This is a genomic window from Leifsonia sp. SIMBA_070 (assembly GCF_046534635.1).
Lineage (GTDB): Bacteria > Actinomycetota > Actinomycetes > Actinomycetales > Microbacteriaceae > Leifsonia.
Genome location: NZ_JAWRYK010000001.1, coordinates 2,531,486 through 2,550,615, shown reverse-complemented (window position 1 = coordinate 2,550,615; position 19,130 = coordinate 2,531,486). Strand labels below are relative to the sequence as shown.

Sequence of the window (19,130 nt, the reverse complement as noted above, 5' to 3'; positions counted from 1 at the left end):
GACGGGCTCGGCCGCCGGTAGGCTCCATTCGGTCATGAGTCGCACAACCGTCGCCCTGCTCGCCGCACTGGAGGCGCTCATCGCGGCCGCCATCGGCCTGGGCATCTGCCTGGTGCCCATCACGATCCTGTGGGCGGCCCAGTACCAGCTGGGGGCGGACTTCTCGGTGGTGTGGCGCTCGGCCGCGGACATCTGGCTCGTCGGCCACGGCGTCAACCTCACCGTGACGCTCGATCCGCAGACGGTCGCGCAGCTCGGTCTTCCAGCCGCCGGCACGCCGTTCCAGGTGACCATCGCGCTCCTCGGCTTCGCGGCGCTCACGGCCGGGCTGGGGGTCCGGACGGGATGGCGCGCTGCCGAGACGGATCAGCGGCTGGTGGGGGCCGCGAGTGCGGTCGCCGCGTTCGCGGTGCTGTCAACGGTGGTCGTGCTCTCGGCCGGGTCGGCCGTGGCGCAGCCCTCGACCTGGCAGGGGATCATCCTGCCGCCCTTCGTCTATGCGCTGGGCATCGCGGCCGGTTTCGGCTTCGCCTCGCTGCGAGGGGCGCCAGAACTCCCAGGGGACGCCGCAGAAGCGGCCGCAGGCTCGACGGACGGTGCGGGCACCGGCACGGCGGGCGCCGGCGGCACCTCCGCAGTCCTCTCCGCCCTGCGGAGCCGGACGACCACGCTCGCCGATCCCGGAGCGCTGCGGATGGGCGCTCTGGCAGCCCTGCGGGGCGGTTCCGCAGCGACGGCCGTCGTCATCGGGGTCGCCGCGCTCCTCCTCGCGCTGCTCATCTTCGGCCACTACGGCACCATCATCAGCCTGTACGAGCAGCTTCAGACCGGGGTCGCGGGCGGAATCGCGCTCACCATCGGGCAGCTGGCGGTCCTCCCGAACCTCGTCGTGTGGACGGCGTCGTGGCTGATCGGACCCGGGTTCGCGATCGGCACCGGATCGTCGGTCGGACCGCTCGGCACGCAGCTCGGCCCGCTTCCAGGGCTGCCGGTCTTCGGTGTGATCCCTTCGGGCAGCGTCGCGCTGGGACTCGTGGGGCTGCTGGTGCCCCTCTTGGCCGGTTTCGTCGCGGCCGCGCTGCTGCGGTCGCGACTGGGGACCCTCGCCGTCGGGATGCACGAACTGCGCACGCGCATCCTCCTCGCCCTCGGCATCGGCGTCGTCGCGGGCATCCAGCTCGGGCTGCTCGCCTGGTGGTCGTCCGGCGCGCTCGGCCCGGGGCGGCTGCACGATGTCGGGCCCAACCCGTGGCTCGTCGGCGCCCTGGCGGCGGCGGAGGTGGCGGTCGGCGCCGCCGTCGCCCTCCTCACGCCCGCGCGCAGAGGGGCCACCGCGCGCCGCTAGGCTGGAAACGTGCTCACGATTGTCGTCCTGATCTCCGGCGGTGGCTCGAACCTGCGCGCGCTGCTGGAGGCGGCGGAGGACGCCGAGTTCCCTGCCCGCGTCGTCGCGGTCGGCGCCGATCGCGAGGCCGACGGCCTGGAGCACGCTGAACGTTTCGGCATCCCGAGCTTCACCGTGCCGTACAGCTCCTACCCCAGCCGCGAGGAGTGGGGGGATGCGCTCCTCGAGCAGATCCTGCAGTGGGAGCCCGACCTCACCATCCTGTCCGGCTTCATGCGCCTCGTGCCGCCCCGGGTCGTCGAGACACTGTCGCCCGCGCTGCTCAACACGCACCCCGCGTACCTCCCCGAGTTCCCGGGGGCCCATGCCGTCCGCGACGCCCTCGCCGCCGGCGTGACCCAGACCGGCGCGAGCCTGATCGTGGTGGACAACGGCGTGGACGCCGGACCGATCGTGAGCCAGGAGCGCGTGGAGGTGCTGCCCGGAGACACCGAGACGGCGCTGCACGAGCGCATCAAACCTGTGGAGAGACGGCTGCTCATCGACGCCGTCCTCGACATCGCCAACGGACACATCGACCTCGAGGAGCTTGCCCGAGCATGAGCGGACCCCGTCACGACGCCAGCCTGTACCGCGAACGGGACCTCATCCCGATCCGCCGCGCTCTCCTCTCGGTGAGCGACAAGAGCGGCCTCCTCGAGCTGGCGGGGGCGCTGGCCGCCGCAGGGGTCGAGATCGTCTCCACCGGCTCGACGGCGCAGACCATCCGCGACGCCGGGCACGCGGTCACGGACGTGGCGAGCGTCACCGGCTTCCCGGAGTCGCTGGACGGCCGCGTCAAGACGCTGCACCCGGCCATCCACTCTGGCCTGCTGGCCGACCTGCGCCTCGCATCGCACGAGGACCAGCTGAAAGAGCTCGGGATCGAGCCGTTCGAGCTCGTCGTGGTCAACCTGTACCCGTTCGTGGAGACCGTCGCCTCCGGTGCGGTCGGGAACGACGTGGTCGAGCAGATCGACATCGGGGGACCGGCGATGGTCCGAGCCTCGGCGAAGAACCACGCCAATGTCGCGATCGTGGTCTCGCCGCGTGACTACACCGCCGTGATCGACGCGGTCGCCGCGGGCGGCACCACCTTCGACCAGCGGCGCGCCCTCGCCGCGAAGGCGTTCGCGCACACCGCCGCCTACGACGGCGCGGTCGCGGCGTGGTTCGCGGGGGAGGGCCCCTCGACCGACGGCGGCCCCTCTTCCGGTGGATTCGGCGAGCGCTGGGGGGCCCGCGCCGAGCTGAAGCAGACCCTCCGCTACGGCGAGAACGCGCACCAGGCGGCCGCTCTCTACGTGGACCCGGCGGGCCGAGGCATCGCCCAGGCGACGCAGCTCGGCGGCAAGGAGATGTCGTACAACAACTATGTGGATGCGGATGCCGCCCTGCGCAGCGCCTACGACTTCGCCGAGCCCGCCGTCGCGGTCGTCAAGCACGCAAACCCGTGCGGGATCGCGGTCGGGGGCGACATCGCGGAGGCGCACCGCAAGGCGCACGAGTGCGACCCGGTGTCGGCGTACGGCGGCGTGATCGCCGCGAACCGCACCGTCACCCTGGCGATGGCCGAGACCGTGAAGGGCATCTTCACCGAGGTGCTGGTGGCGCCCGGGTACGAGCCCGAGGCGCTGGAGCTGCTGCAGACGAAGAAGAACCTGCGCATCCTGCAGCTCCCGGAGGACTACGTCCGCTCCCTGACGGAGTTCCGGCAGATCTCCGGGGGCATCCTGGTGCAGGACAGCGACCGGTTCGATGCCTTCGACTCATCCGGATGGACGTTGGCCGCCGGCGAGGAGGCCGACGCGGCCACCCGTGCCGACCTGGAGTTCGCCTGGAAGGCCTGCCGCGCGGTGAAGTCGAACGCCATCCTGCTGGCGAACGACGGCGCCTCCGTCGGGATCGGAATGGGTCAGGTGAACCGCGTCGACTCGTGCACGCTCGCCGTGACGCGAGCGGGTGACCGCGCGGCAGGATCGGTGGCGGCCTCCGATGCGTACTTCCCGTTCGCCGACGGTGCGCAGATCCTGATCGACGCGGGGGTGCGGGCCATCGTGCAACCGGGCGGCAGCATCCGCGACGAGGAGGTCGTCCAGGCCGCGCGGGCGGCGGGCGTGACCATGTACTTCACCGGGGAGCGGCACTTCTTCCACTGACGTCGCGCTGAGGTCACACTGAGGTCGCACCGACGTTGCTTCCTAGCGGGGCGCGCGGGAGAATGGACGGCGGTCCACAAGACCGTCACACTTTTCACCGCGATCCCACGAGGAGACACCGATGTCCGTCCTGCCTGCTGACCTACCGCACGAAACACTGCACGTGGTGAAGGGGAGGCGGAGCGGCCTCACCATCAGCATCGCGGTGCACTCAACCATCCTCGGTCCCGCTCTCGGCGGTTGCCGGGTGTGGACGTACGACTCGTGGCAGGAGGCGGTGGCCGACTCCCTGCGCCTGGCCGAAGGTATGACCCTGAAGAACTCCGCCGCCGGTCTCAACCGCGGCGGCGGCAAGGCGGTCATCTACGTGCCGCGCGGCACGGTGCTCACTCCGACCGAGCGCTTCGAGGCCATGCTCGACCTGGGCGACGCCGTCGAGACGCTCGGCGGCAGCTACATGACCGCCGAGGATGTCGGCACCAGTGCCGAGGACATGTCGGTCGTCGCTTCCCGCACCGCGCACGTCTGCGGACTCCCGCCGTCGGAGGGCGGCGTGGGTGAACCCAGCGACGCGACGGCCGCCGGCGTGTACGCCGGCCTGCTCGCCACCCTGGAGCGCGCCTTCGGGACGCGCTCGGTGGAGGGCCGGCGCGTCACCGTTCTGGGCCTCGGCCATGTCGGCTCCATCATCGCGATGCGACTGGCGACCGAGGGCGCCGTGCTGACCGTCACCGACCTGAACCCCGCGAAGCGCGCCCTGGCGGAGGCGCTGGGCGCCCGCTGGGTGGAGCCGGCGGAGGCGCACCGGGTGGAGGGCGACCTGTTCGTGCCCGCCGGCGTCGGCGGAGTGCTCACCGACACCGTGATCGACGAGCTCCGGGTCGCCGCGGTCGTCGGCCCGGCCAACAACCAGCTCGCCGAGCGGGCGGGCGCCGAGCGGCTCGCCGCCCGCGGCATCCTCTGGGCCCCCGACTTCGTCGTCAATGCCGGCGGTGTGATCTTCCTCGACATGATGGGGGAGGCCGGCGTTACGGCCGAGGCGACCCAGGAGCGGGTGGAGCGCATCGGCGACACCATCGCCGAGATCTTCCGGGCAGCGGACGAGCGTGGGGTCACCACGCTCCAGGCTGCCGAGGAGCTCGCCCTGGCCCGGCTGCGGGAGCCAGCGAACGCATAGCAGCGCTCCGCTAGGTTGGTTCCCATGACGTCTTCCTGGGGCCGCCGGCTCGCCGCATCCATCTCCTCCGCTGTCGCCGTCGCCGCGATCGCGTTCGTCGCCTCGACGTTCGTGATCCTGGTGGCGAGCCAGCTCAACGCCGCCGCGCTCGCCAGCACGACGCCGTACGTGGGGTGGAACGCACTGGTTGCGCTGGTGCTCGGCTTCGTCGCTGCTCTGCTCGGCGCCATGGACCGGCGCTGGATCGCGGTGGTGACGGGCGTCGTGCTCGCTCTGGTGAGCACGGCGCTCGGCACCCTCATCCTCTTCACTGTGCTGAAGGTGACCCTGTCCGGCGACGCGTGGGGTCAGCTGTTCCAGTCGTTCATCGGCATCAACCTGCCGTTCTGGCTGTCGACGGCGATCGCCTTCCCCACGGCCGGTTTCGCCGTCTTCCATGCGATCGACGGCGGAGTGCGGGGCGAGCGCCGCATCGCACTGGTGCGCATCCCGGCGGCCAACCTCGCCGAGGGCCTCATCACGCACATCGAGCGCGAGGCCATCGACACCGAGCTGGCCGACAAGCAGTGGGACGCCTACGTCGCGGCCCTGTCCGGCGCCGGCTGGCAGACCGTCGAGGTGGCGAGCGCCGACCGTCTCGCCGACTCGGTCTTCGTCGAGGACACGGCCGTCGTGCTCGGCGACACCGCCGTGATCACCCGGCCGGGCGCCGAGTCCCGTCAGGCCGAGCCGGAGGGCACCGAGGCCGCGCTTCGTGCCCAGGGCCTCCACCTGCAGCACATCGAGGCGCCGGGCACGCTGGAGGGCGGAGACGTCCTCAAGGTCGGCTCCACCGTCTACGTGGGCCGAGGGGGCCGGACCAACGCCGAGGGCGTGCGGCAGCTCCGCGCGATCGCCCAGCAGCTCGGCTACACGGTGGTCGCCGTCCCGGTGACCAAGGCGCTGCACCTGAAGACCGCCGTCACCGCTCTGCCCGACGGCACGGTGATAGGCTACGAGCCCATCGTGGACGAGCCGCGCCTCTTCGAGCGCTTCCTGCCCGTGCCGGAGGCCCATGGGACCGCGGTCGTCGTCCTCTCCGACGACACGGTGCTCATGTCGTCCTCCGCGCCGCAGTCGGTGGCGCTGGTGGAGAGCCTCGGCTACACCGTGATCCAGGTCGACATCTCGGAGTTCGAGAAGCTCGAGGGTTGCGTCACCTGCCTCTCCATCCGCATCCGGTAGCCTCCGCCTCGAGTGGTGAGTCGTTGCTCCTATTCGGGGCGAGTGGAGACCAGATGTCGCCACTCGGCGGGGTAACGGCGGGGATTCGAGAAAAGCCTTGCGGAATTCGTGAACCTGGCAATATGCTGTAGGGCTGCCTTGTCGCAGCGCTAGGGACGCATTCATCGAGACCGGGAGGGCACCATGACGACGATCGAGACCGCACGAAAGAGCATCGTGCCCGGGTCCATCGCCGCCTTCGCGGCGCTCCGACCGTCCGGGCGGTAGGTCTCCGACCTCCCCGGCGCCGCTCGCGCCCCTCGCTCCCTCACAGGGCCTGCCACCGTCGGCAGTCCTTCGGCGACTCCTCCGCGTGGTCGCCGCCGACTCCTCGTCGGACCACTCACAGAAAACGGAAGACCCATGTCTGTCGCTTCGGCACAGAAGAAGAACGACACCGCGCGGCGCAGCACCGCGCGCACCCTGCTGCGCATCCTGCCCTTCGCCAAATCCGCCGCGCCCCGCATCGTGCTCGGGATGGTGGCCGCGCTGCTCGCCAGCCTGGTCGCGCTCAGCATCCCCCAGGTGCTGCGGTGGCTGGTCGACGGCCCGCTGTCGACCGGCGATCCGACGGCGGTGGTGCCGGCGGCCCTGCTCGTCGTCGGGCTGGGCGCGGCAGAAGCCGTCTTCATCTCGCTCCGCCGCTGGTTCGTGCTCACCCCGGGCACGCATGTGGAGGCGCGGATGCGCAACGCGCTGTACGAGAAGCTGCAGGACCTGCCTGTCGCGTTCCACGACCGCTGGCCGAGCGGCCAGCTGCTGTCGCGCGCCGTCAGCGACCTCAGCATGATCCGCCGCTGGCTGTCCTTCGGCATCGTGCTGCTGGTCGTCAACGTCGTCACGATCATCGTGGGCTTCGCCATCCTGATCGGGTGGAACTGGCTGCTCGGCCTGATCTTCCTGGTCTGCTCGGTCCCCCTCTGGATCTACGGCTTCGTGTTCGAGAAGAAGTACTCGATCGTGGCCCGTCGCAGCCAGGACCAGGCGGGCGACCTTGCCACCGCCGTCGAGGAGTCGGTGCACGGCATCCGCGTCCTCAAGGCGTTCGGCCGGGGCAAGCACGCGCTGAAGAGCTTCGAGTCACGGGCCGAGCAGTTGCGCGGAACCGAGATCGAGAAGGCGAAGGCCATCGCGGGCATCTGGCTGTGGCTGCTGCTGGTCCCGGACGTCGCGTTCGCGATCTGCCTGGTGGTCGGCGTGTGGCTGTCGGCGCAGGGCCAGCTGTCCGTCGGCGAGCTCGTCGCGTTCTTCGCGACGGCGACCGTTCTGCGGTTCCCGGTGGAGTCGATCGGCTTCCTGCTGTCGATGACCTTCGACACGCGTACGGCTGCCGACCGGTTCTTCGAGGTGATGGACGAGGTCAACACGATCACCGATCCGGCCGAGCCCAAGAAGATCGCGGAGCCGCGCGGCGAGCTCGTCTTCGACGACGTGCACTTCCGGTACCAGGACTCGCCGGAGCGCTTCCCCGACCTGCTCGACGGCATCCGGCTGACGGTGCGCCCGGGGGAGACGATGGCGCTGGTCGGCCTGACCGGCTCGGGCAAGTCGACGCTCACCGCGCTCACCACCCGCCTGTACGACGTGACCGGCGGAGCGGTGAAGGTGGACGGCGTGGACGTGCGCGACCTCACCAGGTACGACCTCCGCCAGGCGATCGCGATGGCGTTCGAGGATGCGACCCTGTTCTCCGCGTCCGTGCGGGACAACGTCCTGCTCGGCCGGGACGGCATCGATCCGGCGTCGGCGGAGGCCGAGCGCATCCTCACGGAGGCGCTGGAGATCGCTCAGGCGGGCTTCGTCTACGACCTGCCCGAGGGCGTCGAGACGAAGGTCGGCGAGGAGGGGCTGAGCCTTTCCGGCGGACAGCGGCAGCGCCTGGCGCTGGCGCGTGCGGTGGCGGCCAACCCGAGCATCCTGGTTCTGGACGACCCGCTGTCGGCGCTCGACGTCGACACGGAGGCGCTCGTGGAGGCCGCGCTCCGGCGCGTCCTCGCATCGACCACCGCCCTGATCGTCGCGCACCGCCCGTCCACGGTGATGCTCGCCGACCGGGTGGCACTGCTCGAAGACGGACGGGTCACCGCCGTCGGAACGCACCATGAACTGCTCGCCACCAGCGAGCACTACCGATTCGTCATCTCCAGCCTGGAGGACGACGAGAACGAAGAGATCCTCGAGGAGGTGAACCTGTGAGCACGACGTCTGTCCTCGGTGTCGAGGGAGAAGAGCGCAACGACCTCAACTCGGCCGAGAGCCGACAGGTCCGGCGCCGCTCCCTGCGGTTGCTGGGCTCGCTGCTGCGGCCGCTCCGGACCCGCCTGATCCTGACCGGGATCGTGGTGGTGGTCAGCACGGCCGGCCAGGTGGCCGGTCCGGCGATCATCGCGTTCGGCATCGACAGCGGCCTCCCGGCGCTGCTCAAGCAGGACTGGTTCCCGCTGGCGGCGGCCGGGCTCGCGTACCTGCTCACCGGCGTCATCGGCGCCGTGCTGATCGCCTGGTACACGGTGCTGAGCGCGCGGATCAGCCAGTCCATCCTGCTCGACCTGCGCAAGCGGGTGTTCCTGCACACGCAGAAGCTGTCGCTGGAGTTCCACGAGTCGTACACGTCCGGCCGGATCATCTCGCGCCAAACGAGCGACCTCGACTCCATCCGGGAGCTGCTGGACTCGGGCATCAACCAGCTGGTGCAGGGCTTCCTGTACATGCTGTTCATCGCGATCGCGCTGTTCACTCTCGACTGGCAGAGCGGCGTGGTGCTGGTGGTCTCGCTGGTGCCGCTGTACCTGCTGACACGCTGGTTCCAGAAGCGCTCCCAGGTGCTGTTCCGGATCTCTCGTGTCGCGTCGGCGAAGCTGATCGTGCACTTCGTGGAGACCATGACGGGCATCCGCGCGGTGAAGGCGTTCCGCAAGGAGAAGCGCAACGAGAAGGAGTTCGGCGGGCTGGTCGAGGAGTACCGCGACGTCAACGCGCGGGTCATCCAGCTGTTCGGGATCTTCGACCCCGGGCTGGTGATGATCGGAAACGTGACCGTCGGCGTCGTGCTGCTCGTCGGCGGCTTCCGGGTCGCGAACGGTCAGATCGCGATCGGTGTGCTGCTCGCGGTCCTGCTGTACACCCGCCGGTTCTTCGACCCGATGGAGGAGATGGCGATGTTCTACAACTCCTACCAGTCGGCCGCGGCGGCGCTCGAGAAGATCTCCGGGGTGCTGGAGGAGGAGCCGAGCGTTCCGGACCCGGCGAAGCCTGTCGACCTGTGGTCGGCACAGGGCCACGTCCGCTTCGACGGTGTCAGCTTCGCGTACAAGAAGGACCGCGAGATCCTGCCCGAGTTCACGCTCGACATCCCGGCCGGTCAGACGGTCGCGCTCGTCGGGTCGACGGGAGCGGGCAAGTCGACGCTCGCGAAGCTGATCTCGCGGTTCTACGACCCCACGGCCGGCGAGGTGACGCTCGACGGGGTGGACCTCCGCGACCTGCACCCGAAGGATCTCCGCCGCGCGATCGTGATGGTGACGCAGGAGGCCTACCTGTTCAGCGGGTCCGTTGCGGACAACATCGCGCTCGGTAAACCGGATGCGACGCGCGACGAGATCGTGCGGGCGGCGGAGGCGGTCGGAGCGCACGAGTTCATCGAAGGGCTGCCGAACGGCTACGACACCGACGTGAACAAGCGCGGCGGGCGGGTGTCCGCCGGGCAGCGCCAGCTGATCTCGTTCGCCCGCGCGTTCCTGGCGGACCCGGCCGTGCTCATCCTGGACGAGGCCACCAGCTCGCTCGACATCCCGAGCGAGCGTCTGGTCCAGGAGGCGCTGCAGACGCTGCTCGCCGACCGGACCGCCGTGATCATCGCGCACCGGCTCTCCACGGTCGCGATCGCGGACCGCGTGCTGGTGATGGAGCACGGACGCGTCGTCGAGGACGGCACGCCGGACGACCTCATCGCGGGCACCGGCCGCTTCGCGCAGCTACACGCCGCCTGGAGGGACTCGCTGGTCTGATCCCAGCAGATCCCGCGGCAGGACGGGCAGCGAGGAGAGCGGTTCCAGCGGGGACCACGGGGAAGCCATCCCGTGGTCCCCGCCTCCCGTCTCCGGCCGGCGAGGGTCGAGTTCAGCCGGCCGGCGTCCAGGTCGATCGGGCGCGCGCGGGCCGGGGGAGGCGGCGACGTGCCCGCAGCACGACGACCTCCGCACCGGCGTCGATGTGGTCGCTCGCGGTGGCAGGGTCGACGTAGCGTTCGGTGGTGCCGGTCACGACGGTGAGCGCGTCGGCGGCGACGGCGCGTCCCGTTGAGGCGAGCACGGTCATGCGCGAGGTGGCGGGAGCCGCCAGCGAGCGGATGCTGCGGCCGAGCGCAGCCACCTGGTCCGGGCGCCCGCCGGGCAGGTCGCAGACGGCGTCGCCGAGGTCGAGCAGACTCGGGCGGCTGCCTACGGTCTCCCCGATGAGCGCTCGGGTGCGCATGGCGGCCTCCACGGCGTCGAGGAGGTCCGAGGCTCCTGCAGAGTCCGGGAGGCGCAGGGAGAGGCCCGCAATGTCGACACCGATCCTCGCCGCCCATCGCGCAGCCTCCACGGCGGCGTCCGGTTCGAGCCGGAGGAGCACGACGGCGCCGTCGGGCGCGGCCGCGAAGTCGTCCACATCGCGGGCGTCCTCGATCACGAAGCGCCGGACGCCCGCCTCCCACGCGGCGCGGCGTTCCTGCCGGCGGGCCCACGGGTCGGCGTGGATGACGCGGGAGAGCTGCGCTCCTGAGCGCTGCAGCGCGCCGAGCGCCGAGTCCCGGGTGATGACGAAGCCGGCGCCGTCGGCGGCGATCATCGTCAGAAGCGCGGGATGCGCCAGTGCGCAGACGTCGTAGCGCACCTCCATCCACGGCAGGGCGGTGCGGAGTTCGTGGAAGCGGCGCGCCACCCGGGCGAGGTCGATGACGACGACCGGTTGAGCGGGATTGTCCATCGCGACCGCCCCGGTCGTCACCCGCATCGGGGTGGCGCCGTTCGGGCGGGCGGTTCGGGTCGCGATGGACATCGCCCTCTCCTCGGGTGGATCTCGGCCCGGTCGGCCCGGGCAGGCCACCTCATCGTTCGGGTCGATGAGGTTGTCTCATATGCTCGTCCCGGTGACGAATGTCCCGCATCCGGGGGGTCACCTCATTCCTATTGCGTGGAGGCACGGATGATCGACGGGGTCGGCGCGGTGATGATGGGGTCATGGGCCCCCGTGTTGTGATCGTCGACGACCACGAACGGTTCCGCACCCAGGTGGCGGAGCTGCTCCGTCTCGAGCTGTTCACGGTCGTCGGCGACAGCGCCACCGCTGCCGGCGGCGTCGAACTCAGCAGGCGTCTGGCGCCCGATGTCGTGCTGCTGGACGTGGGGCTGCCCGACGCCAGCGGCTTCGACATCGTGCGTGCGATGCACGCCACCGGAGCCGTGGTCGTGCTCACGTCGAGCAGGACGGCGACCGACTACGGCCGACGCGTCGCGGACAGCGGCGCCGAGGGCTTCATCAACAAAGACGAACTGACCGGTGAGGCGATCCGCAGCCTGCTAAGGTGAGCGCGTGAGCGGGGGACAGACAGACAGTTCTCGCGCGCTCCGGGTGGCGGTCGCCGACGACGCAGTGCTTCTGCGCGAAGGGATCGGCCAGATCCTGCGGGCGGGCGGGATGGACGTCGTCGCATCCGTCGAGAGTGCAGAGGATCTCCTCAGCGCCGTCGAGGCGGACGGCGGCATCGACGCCATCGTCCTCGATATCAAGATGCCGCCGACGCACACCGACGAGGGCCTGCGGGCTCTGGAGCGGCTGCGGGCGGGCGGCTCCCGGGCGGGCATCCTGCTGCTCTCCATGTACACCACGGCGACCTACGCGATCCGGGCGATGAGCGCGGGGAGCGGCACCGGCTACCTGCTGAAGGACCGGGTCGCCGACGCGGACACGCTGGTGACCGCCGTCCGGACGGTGGCGCGCGGCGGATCGGTCGTCGACCCGGAGGTCGTGCAGCTGCTCGTCAACGCCCGCTCCTCGCAGGCGGCGGTCGAGTCGCTGTCGTCGCGGGAGCGCGACGTCCTCCGGCTCATGGCGGAGGGCAAGTCGAACGTCGGCATCGCCGGCGAGCTGCACCTCAGCCTCCGGACGGTCGAATCGCACATCGGCCACCTCATGGCAAAGCTCGGTGTGGAGGACTCCGCGGAGGGTCACCGCCGCGTCCTCGCGGTGCTGCGCTTCCTCGGCCGGGACGTCTGAGCCCGTGGTCGCGGCGCGGCCGGACCTCGAGCGTGCAGACGTCCTGCGCGCTGACGAACCACGCCCCCACGCCATCCGCCTGACCCTGCGGGCGCTCGCCGTGACCGTCGCGGTCGCGTCCAACGTGCTCGCCCAGGTGGTCAGCGCGATGACCGACGACTACGGGCCGCGCCCGTCGGGCGCCGGCTGGGCGATCGTCTTCGTCTCGGTCGCCCTCGACTACGTGATCTGCGGGATCGTCGCCTGGCGTCTGGTGCGGAGCTTCGCGCCCGGCTGGCTGATGGTCGGCGCGGCGATCTTCTGGTCGGCTGGGGCGTGGTATCCGCTGGTGCGCCAGTGGGGCTGGGTGTGGCCGTGGGTGGCCGGAGTCACCGACCTGTGGGCCGTGCTGGTCGGCGTTCTGGTGCTCTGCTACCCGACCGGGCGGCTCCGGGCGCGGTTCGACCGTGTCCTCGTCATCGCCGTCGCGATCGCCTTCGCGATCCGGCTGGGCGGCATCCTCCTGTTCTCGTCGCCGGACGCCGTGCAGTGCGGCTGCGCCGCAAACCCGTACGCCGTGATTCCGAGCGACACGGCGGACTTCTGGCTCGGCCTCGGCTGGCGCTTCGTCGGCCTCGCGCTGATGCTCATCGTGGCGGCGCGCCTGATCGTGCGCTGGTTCACCAGCACCCTTCCGGCGCGTCGCGTGGCGTTCGTCATGCCGCTCGCGATCCTGCTGTGGTGCTTCGGGACGCTCCAGGACTCGCTGAGCTTCGCCCTGGACTGGGACGGCGGCTGGCTGCAGTTCGTCCCTCCGGTGGCCATCGCGCTCATCCCGCCGGCGTTCGTCGGGGGAGTGCTCTATGCGAGAGGACTCCGGTCGCGCGTCGCCGACCTCGTCATCGTCGCCCGCGACAAGGTCGACCGCGCGCTGTGGGAGTCGAGCCTGGCCCGCACGCTGCACGACAGCTCGCTGCGGGTGTTCTGGTGGGACGAGCCGTTGCAGAGCTACCGGGCGAGCGACGGCGAGCCGGCGCCGGAGTCCGGCTCCGCAGCGCGACCCGGCCGCTCCACCCTCGCCATCGACTCCGATCAGGGCCCCATCGCGCTGATCGAGCACGATGTGGCGCTGACGCAGGACGACCGCCTCCTCGACGCCGTCTCGTCGGCCCTGCTGCTGTCGGTCGACAACGACCGCCTCCGTGCGCGGCTGGAACGCACCATCCAGGAGCTCCGCCAGTCCCGTCTCCGCATCGTCGAGGAGGGCTACCTCGCCCGCCGCCGGCTCGAACGCGACCTGCACGACGGCAGCCAGCAGCAGCTGGTCTCGCTGGCGATCGGCCTCCGCATCGCTACCTCCAAGGCGGAGGCGCACGGCGACGAGGAGCTGGCCGACGACCTGCAGCGGCTCTCCGAGCAGCTCGCCGACGCGCTGCGCGAGCTCCGGGAGCTGGCGCGCGGCATCCACCCGACCGTCCTGACCGACGGCGACCTGCGTTCGGCCGTCGAGGAACTGGGGATGCGCAGCCATCTCCCCGTCGAAGTCCGCATCGGCCTGAACGAGCGGCTGCCGGAGGTGGTGGAGGAGACGATCTACTACTGCGTCTCCGAATGCCTCGCGAACGCCGCGAAGCACTCGCGCGCCCGCAACTGCAGCGTCGCGGTGACCCGGGCGGAGGGAACGGTGACGGTCGTCGTCAAGGACGACGGCCAGGGCGGCGCCAGGATCGAGCCCGGCGGCGGCCTGGAGGGGATGCGCGACCGGGTGGAGGCGCTCTCCGGCCGGGCGGAGGTGCGCTCAGTGGAGGGACTCGGCACGATCATCGAGCTGACCATCCCGGTGCCCGCCTGACGCCTCCGCGCGTCGTCCCCCGAGTGGTGAGCAGGTGTCGCAATTCGTGCTACTTTCGCGCACCTACTCACCAGTCGATGGATTGTTCACCTGGCGCCAGAATGCGGCGGCGCCGGATAGGGATGGCGCAGCCGCCGTGGCTCGCGTCGGCCGCTGACCGTTCGCCGCGGCGGTAGGCGCGTATGTGTGCCTCGCCATCGGAGTGGCAGCGGTTCTGTACGGGATGTGGCTGACCATCCGGTACAGGACCGCTCTTCAGGCGAAGGCGGGCTAGACCTTCAGACCGGATCAGACCAGCGAGTCCCTCCACGCGCCGTGCAGCGAAAGTCAACGACTCGACGCGATCGACAGCACATACATTACAGGCGTTGAATGCGTATTTGGCATACAAATGTTTTAGAGTGCTAGTGTTCAGGAAACGCAAATGGCGACCGCTGTTTGGTATAGCGACGAGGAGTAGGTCTTGATTTCACTGAAGAAAGCATTGGTAGGCGTAGCGGTCACTGTCGCGGCGGTCGGAGTCGGCGTGGCGGGTGCAGCGCCCGCGCAGGCTGCTGGTCCGGCCAACTGCGGCGCGGGCTATTTCTGCAACTACCGAGATGCTCCGTACTCCGTCTTCATGACGCCGTTCCAGTTCAACATTCCCAACTACGGCGCCTACGGTATGCACGACAACATCTCGGGCGTTTTCAATAATGGAAACACGAATAATGCGCGAATCTACAAGAACGAGAACTACGGCGGTGAGAACCTGCTGATCCCGCGAGGCCAGGGCGACGGAAACATGCACGACGCCGCCGGTGTGGTCACGGTACTTGGGTTCGCTGACGCGATTGATTCCGGAAGATTCGTCTAACGGTACGGACGCTGCCCGGACGAAGAGTCGCTTCGTCCGGGCCGGCGAAGAAAGAAACGGTAGATGAGATGGCGCATGGCGCCCTGTATCGACGGATCGTCCTCACGTGCGGCATCCCCCTGGGGATCGCCATATTGCTTTCAGGATGTGACTCGTCCAACGCGGCCGAGGAACTTCCAGAGAAGAATCTGGCGAAATGGACGAGTCCACTCGACGGATTCGTTCCGAAGAAGGAAGTCGCGGCGACTTATGCGTCGTTGCTCCTCGACGCACACTGCATGCAGGAGGCTGGGTACTCGAACTGGGCTCTTCCCTGGCGTGAGACCGACCCGGACCCGGGCCCGGGTTGGAATGGCGTGGGTATCCGACTCTTCGACCAAGAGCTCGCCTCTTCGTATGGATATCGCATTCCTCCACCCGTCCGCAGCGAATTCAATCCGGATTGGGATGCATTCGCGGCAAGCCACAATGCAGCGCTCCCGGAGGCGGAGCAGCAGCAATTCTCCCAGTGCGCTGACCAGGATCGCCGCGAGCACCGGGCGGTGAACATCGACGGCGGCACCCTGAACCTGGCGATGAGTTACATGAGCGTGGCTTCGGACAAGGCTCGAGCGTCGACGGAGGTGCGCGATGCGGCCAAACGGTGGAGAACCTGCATGAAGCCCCTGGGTGTCATCGACCTTCCCGATACGCCGGAAGACATGCCCTCACACTCGATGGATACGGAGTACCAGATCGCTGGTCACCTGGAAGAGCCGGCGAGTGCCGCGGAGATACGTCTGGCCGTCGCTGATGCTCAGTGCCGAACGTCGAGCGCATTCGCGTCGACCTTCTACGACATCCGATGGAGCGAATCGCTCACGCTCTACCGGGACAATCGTGAACGCTTGGAAACGGCACGTCAGCAATTGATCGAGCACGACACGGCTGTACAGAAGGTCATCAACGACTATGCCCCGAGCAAACCTGCCGAACGCTGATGCCAGAGGCGGGGGCGAGCCGAGGGGCGGCGTCCTCCGGCGTCGTTTCTTATGGCCATTGGCGACGCTTGCAGTCGTCGCCCTTCTCGCTGCGGGTTGGGGAGCAGCCAACGCGTTCCAGTCGCCTGCTCAAGTGGCAGCAAGCAAGAAAGCTCCCGCACCCGGAGCGGTTACCGCCGTCGTCTCACGAGGCGACCTCCTGAGGACCGTGAGCACGAAGGTGTCGATCGTTCAGGAGAATCGGTATGCGATTCCGCTTGTCGCGGGAGCGCCTCGCGAGGTCGTGACCGGAATGGGGCTGTCCGTCGGCGAGAGCCTCGGAGAGGGCGCTCTGATAGCTGAAGTGAATGGCAGGCCCCGGTTCGCATTCTCCGGCTCTTTCCCCTTCTACCGCGACATGCGGTTCGGCGACACGGGCCCCGACGTCCGGCAGCTTCAGGAGGGACTGTCCCGCGCTGGCCTGAGTGTGGGCGTCGATGGGAGATTCGGCGCCGGCACAGAGGCTGCCGTTTCACACCTCTACGCAGTGGCAGGATACGAGCCGAATCGTGAGGACGCCACGGGCTCTCCTACCCCTCGGGCTGATGAGCCAGACCCGGGCGACAAGACCGCTTCTGGCCCGGAAGCGAACCAGGCGCCTGCGCTCACGGTTCCCCAGACCCGGCTCACGGTTCCCGCTGCTGACCTGCTGGTATTCGCCAGCCTTCCCGCCGTTGCCACTTCGATACCACGCGTTGGAGCTGTTCTCACCGAATCCTCTGAAGTGACCGTCGCATCGGGACGCGTAGTGGCGGAGACCACCGTGGACGCGGCGTCAGCGGGTCAGCTGAAGGAGGGGATGTCAGCGACGGTGGACGGACTCGCCCCCGAAAAGGTGAACGCGACCGTTGCCTCGATCTCACCCCCGTCCGTGACGCCGCAAGGCACGGACGCGATTCCCACTGACGGGAGCAGGCCGGAGGATCGCTCGCCGACTTCTGGCGGTGGTGAGCAGTGGACGGTGCGATTGATATTCGCGAGTGATCCGTCAACCACCTGGCTAGGAAAGGACGCACTCGCCGTCGTGACTATTCTGGCTTCCGCGACCGATTCACTCCTCGTCCCCACGTCCGCTGTTATCACGACAGGGCATGGGAAACCGTATGTGCTGAAGTCGGGCACGGGAGGGTCGTTCGCGCGGGTCGAGGTCGTCGAGACCGGCAGCCTGTCCGGCCGCAGCGCCATTTCGCCGGTCGTCGGCGGAGAGCTGAAGCCTGGTGACGCCGTGAAGGTCGGATAGTGCGACTCATCGAGCTTGAGTCCATTTCGCGTCGCTACCCTGGCCGCGGATCGGTCCTGGCTCTCGACGGAGTAGATCTCACGATCGACGAAGGCGACTTCGTTGCAATCGAAGGGCCTTCCGGGGGCGGTAAATCCACTCTGCTCAATATCATCGGAATGCTTGACGCGCCGACCGCCGGCAGCTATCGGATCGGCGGAGTCGCCACTGACTCACTCGTTTCAGACGACACAGCGAAGATGCGTTCTCAGAACTTCGCGTTCATCTTCCAAGGATTCCACTTGCTCGATAGAAGGCCTGTGGTCGATAGCGTCGAGCTGGGTCTTCTCTATCGAGGCGTGCCACCTGCCGAGCGCCGGAAGCGTGCGCTGACGGCATTGGGCGACGTGGGACTCGGCCACCGTTCTCACCACATGGCCGCGAACCTGTCCGGAGGAGAGCGGCAGCGAGTGGCGATTGCTCGTGCCCTCGCGTCTCAGGCGCCGATCGTCGTCGCAGACGAACCGACTGGCAATCTTGACTCGCACAACAGTGCTCAGATCGTGGAAAACCTTCGACGCCTGCACCGATCAGGTGCGACGATAGTGCTCGTCACACACTCTCCTGAAATCGCTTCTGTCGCGTCTCGACGGATTGTCGTGCGAGACGGTCGGATTGAGGCTCAGGGGTCGTCGAAGGCTGCGCTCGTCGGAAAGCCCCCTGGTGCCGATCGGACGTCCGCGCCCGGATCGCCGTCGCGTCTTCGGGGGAGAGACCTCGTCTCGGACGCTCTGAGGGCCGTGCGCTCGCGTATGGGCCGTACCGCCGGACTGGCGGCGGCGGTGGGGGTCGGTGTGGCGTTGTTCGTCGGAACGCTGGGTGTTTCTGGCACAGCGAACGCTCAGGTGTCTGATGCCTTCGACGCGGTCGCCAACCGGGACGTGACGGTGAGCTGGAACTCAGGAGACCCCTCCAATCAGGGTGAGGCCGAGGTCGCGGAATTGCCCACGAGGCTGAAGGCGCTGAATGGTGTCGACGAGGCGGGACTCGTCGCCGGGCTGGGACAGACGATTGTTCGAGCAGCCGATACACGGCCGTCGTTTGATGTGGATGGCTATGCCATGACGACCAGCCTTCCGGCCGCCGCGCGAATGAAGGTAATATGGGCGCCCCGCCACGGGCCTGAGCTCGATTCAGATGAGGTGCTGATCGGCGCGACGCTGGCCGACAAGTTGCAGTTGGGGCCTCTCGAGATGACGCCGAGCATCCTGGTGAACGACCATCCCGCGGACGTTGTGGGAGTCATTGAGCAGTCACCCCGCTTCCCGCAGTTTCTGGGAACCGTGATGCACGGCCCTGGCACCGTGACCGGTATACAGGGGGCGCATATCCAGGCAGTGCTTCTTACCCAGTCCGGTGCCGCACAACAAGTGGCCCGGCAAGCTCCCTTGGTCATCAATCCGTACGACGTCGGAGCACTCGATGTAGACGCACCGACGGATCCGGTTACGCTGCGGAACCATGTACAGGGCGGCCTCCAATCCACCCTCCTGGCGCTCACCGCGATTTCGCTCCTTGCCTCGGCGCTCGGTTTGACGAATTCGATGGTCATGTCCGTGCTGGAGCGGAAGCACGAGCTCGGCCTCAGGAGAGCAGTCGGTGCCAGGTCTCGTCATGTTGGCGCCTTGGTTCTGACGGAGTCTGTCATCACTGGAACCGTGGGTGGTCTCGGTGGGCTGGTCGTCGGCCTTGCCGGGATCCTGGCAATTACCGTCGCAGAGCACTGGTCTCCCGTCTTCGACCTTGCGCTGGCTCCGGCGGCGGTCGGCGGAGGAGTGCTTGTCGGGGCTCTTGGTGGCCTCGTAGCTGCGAAGCGTGCAGCAGCGATAGCGCCGCATGAGGCGCTCCGCTCCTGACCAGAGTTGTGGCGGCCGAAACGGATTCTCTAACCGTCGCTCCGCACA

Annotated in this window: 15 protein-coding genes; 14 read left to right on the top strand and 1 reads right to left on the bottom strand. The window is 68.7% G+C overall.

Annotation, left to right across the window (positions count from 1 at the left end; translation table 11 throughout):
• Positions 1-34: 34 nt before the first annotated feature.
• The 7 genes from SB754_RS12035 (at position 35) to SB754_RS12005 (ending at position 9,990) form a co-directional block, all read left to right on the top strand.
• Positions 35-1,345, top strand: a complete 1,311-nt coding sequence (locus SB754_RS12035; RefSeq protein ID WP_410782559.1) for a DUF6350 family protein — start codon at positions 35-37, stop codon at positions 1,343-1,345.
• A 9-nt stretch (positions 1,346-1,354) separates the two neighbouring features.
• Entirely contained in the window at positions 1,355-1,948 is a 594-nt protein-coding gene (gene purN / locus SB754_RS12030; protein WP_410782558.1) for a phosphoribosylglycinamide formyltransferase, read from the top strand.
• Positions 1,945-3,543 (top strand): bifunctional phosphoribosylaminoimidazolecarboxamide formyltransferase/IMP cyclohydrolase, encoded by a 1,599-nt coding sequence (gene purH / locus SB754_RS12025; protein ID WP_410782557.1) that lies wholly within the window; start codon positions 1,945-1,947, stop codon positions 3,541-3,543. The genes purN and purH overlap by 4 nt, the downstream gene beginning before the upstream one ends.
• 121 nt (positions 3,544-3,664) lie before the next feature.
• Entirely contained in the window at positions 3,665-4,720 is a 1,056-nt protein-coding gene (locus SB754_RS12020; RefSeq protein WP_410782556.1) for a Glu/Leu/Phe/Val dehydrogenase dimerization domain-containing protein, read from the top strand.
• Positions 4,721-4,744: 24 nt separating this feature from the next.
• Positions 4,745-5,944 (top strand): dimethylargininase, encoded by a 1,200-nt coding sequence (ddaH, locus tag SB754_RS12015; protein WP_410782555.1) that lies wholly within the window; start codon positions 4,745-4,747, stop codon positions 5,942-5,944.
• Between the two features lie 402 nt (positions 5,945-6,346).
• Positions 6,347-8,179: an ABC transporter ATP-binding protein gene (locus tag SB754_RS12010; RefSeq protein WP_410782554.1), complete on the top strand. Its 1,833-nt coding sequence runs from the start codon at positions 6,347-6,349 to the stop codon at positions 8,177-8,179.
• Positions 8,176-9,990, top strand: coding sequence for an ABC transporter ATP-binding protein (locus SB754_RS12005; protein ID WP_410782553.1), 1,815 nt, complete (start codon positions 8,176-8,178; stop codon positions 9,988-9,990). Before SB754_RS12010 ends, SB754_RS12005 begins: the two co-directional genes overlap by 4 nt.
• A gap of 112 nt (positions 9,991-10,102) precedes the next feature.
• On the opposite strand, the gene SB754_RS12000 is transcribed toward SB754_RS12005, so the two are convergent.
• The gene (locus SB754_RS12000) at positions 10,103-11,023 is read right to left on the bottom strand and encodes a hypothetical protein (RefSeq protein ID WP_410782552.1); all 921 of its coding nucleotides are present in this window, start codon (positions 11,021-11,023) and stop codon (positions 10,103-10,105) included.
• 182 nt (positions 11,024-11,205) lie between these two features.
• Here SB754_RS12000 and SB754_RS11995 point away from each other — a divergent pair, with 182 nt between their 5' ends.
• The 7 genes from SB754_RS11995 to SB754_RS11965 all read left to right on the top strand — a co-directional run bounded on the left by SB754_RS11995 (position 11,206) and on the right by SB754_RS11965 (position 19,082).
• Positions 11,206-11,553, top strand: a complete 348-nt coding sequence (locus tag SB754_RS11995) for a response regulator transcription factor (protein WP_410782551.1) — start codon at positions 11,206-11,208, stop codon at positions 11,551-11,553.
• A gap of 4 nt (positions 11,554-11,557) precedes the next feature.
• Positions 11,558-12,241, top strand: a complete 684-nt coding sequence (locus SB754_RS11990) for a response regulator transcription factor (protein WP_410782550.1) — start codon at positions 11,558-11,560, stop codon at positions 12,239-12,241.
• A 4-nt stretch (positions 12,242-12,245) separates the two neighbouring features.
• Positions 12,246-14,072, top strand: coding sequence for a sensor histidine kinase (locus tag SB754_RS11985; RefSeq protein ID WP_410782549.1), 1,827 nt, complete (start codon positions 12,246-12,248; stop codon positions 14,070-14,072).
• A gap of 463 nt (positions 14,073-14,535) precedes the next feature.
• The gene (locus tag SB754_RS11980; protein WP_410782548.1) at positions 14,536-14,928 is read left to right on the top strand and encodes a peptidase inhibitor family I36 protein; all 393 of its coding nucleotides are present in this window, start codon (positions 14,536-14,538) and stop codon (positions 14,926-14,928) included.
• A gap of 68 nt (positions 14,929-14,996) precedes the next feature.
• A complete protein-coding gene (locus SB754_RS11975) occupies positions 14,997-15,908 on the top strand; it encodes a hypothetical protein (protein WP_410782547.1) in 912 nt (303 codons plus the stop codon).
• A gap of 133 nt (positions 15,909-16,041) precedes the next feature.
• Entirely contained in the window at positions 16,042-17,187 is a 1,146-nt protein-coding gene (locus tag SB754_RS11970; protein WP_410782546.1) for a peptidoglycan-binding protein, read from the top strand.
• Positions 17,187-19,082, top strand: a complete 1,896-nt coding sequence (locus SB754_RS11965; protein WP_410782545.1) for an ATP-binding cassette domain-containing protein — start codon at positions 17,187-17,189, stop codon at positions 19,080-19,082. Before SB754_RS11970 ends, SB754_RS11965 begins: the two co-directional genes overlap by 1 nt.
• Positions 19,083-19,130: the final 48 nt, after the last annotated feature.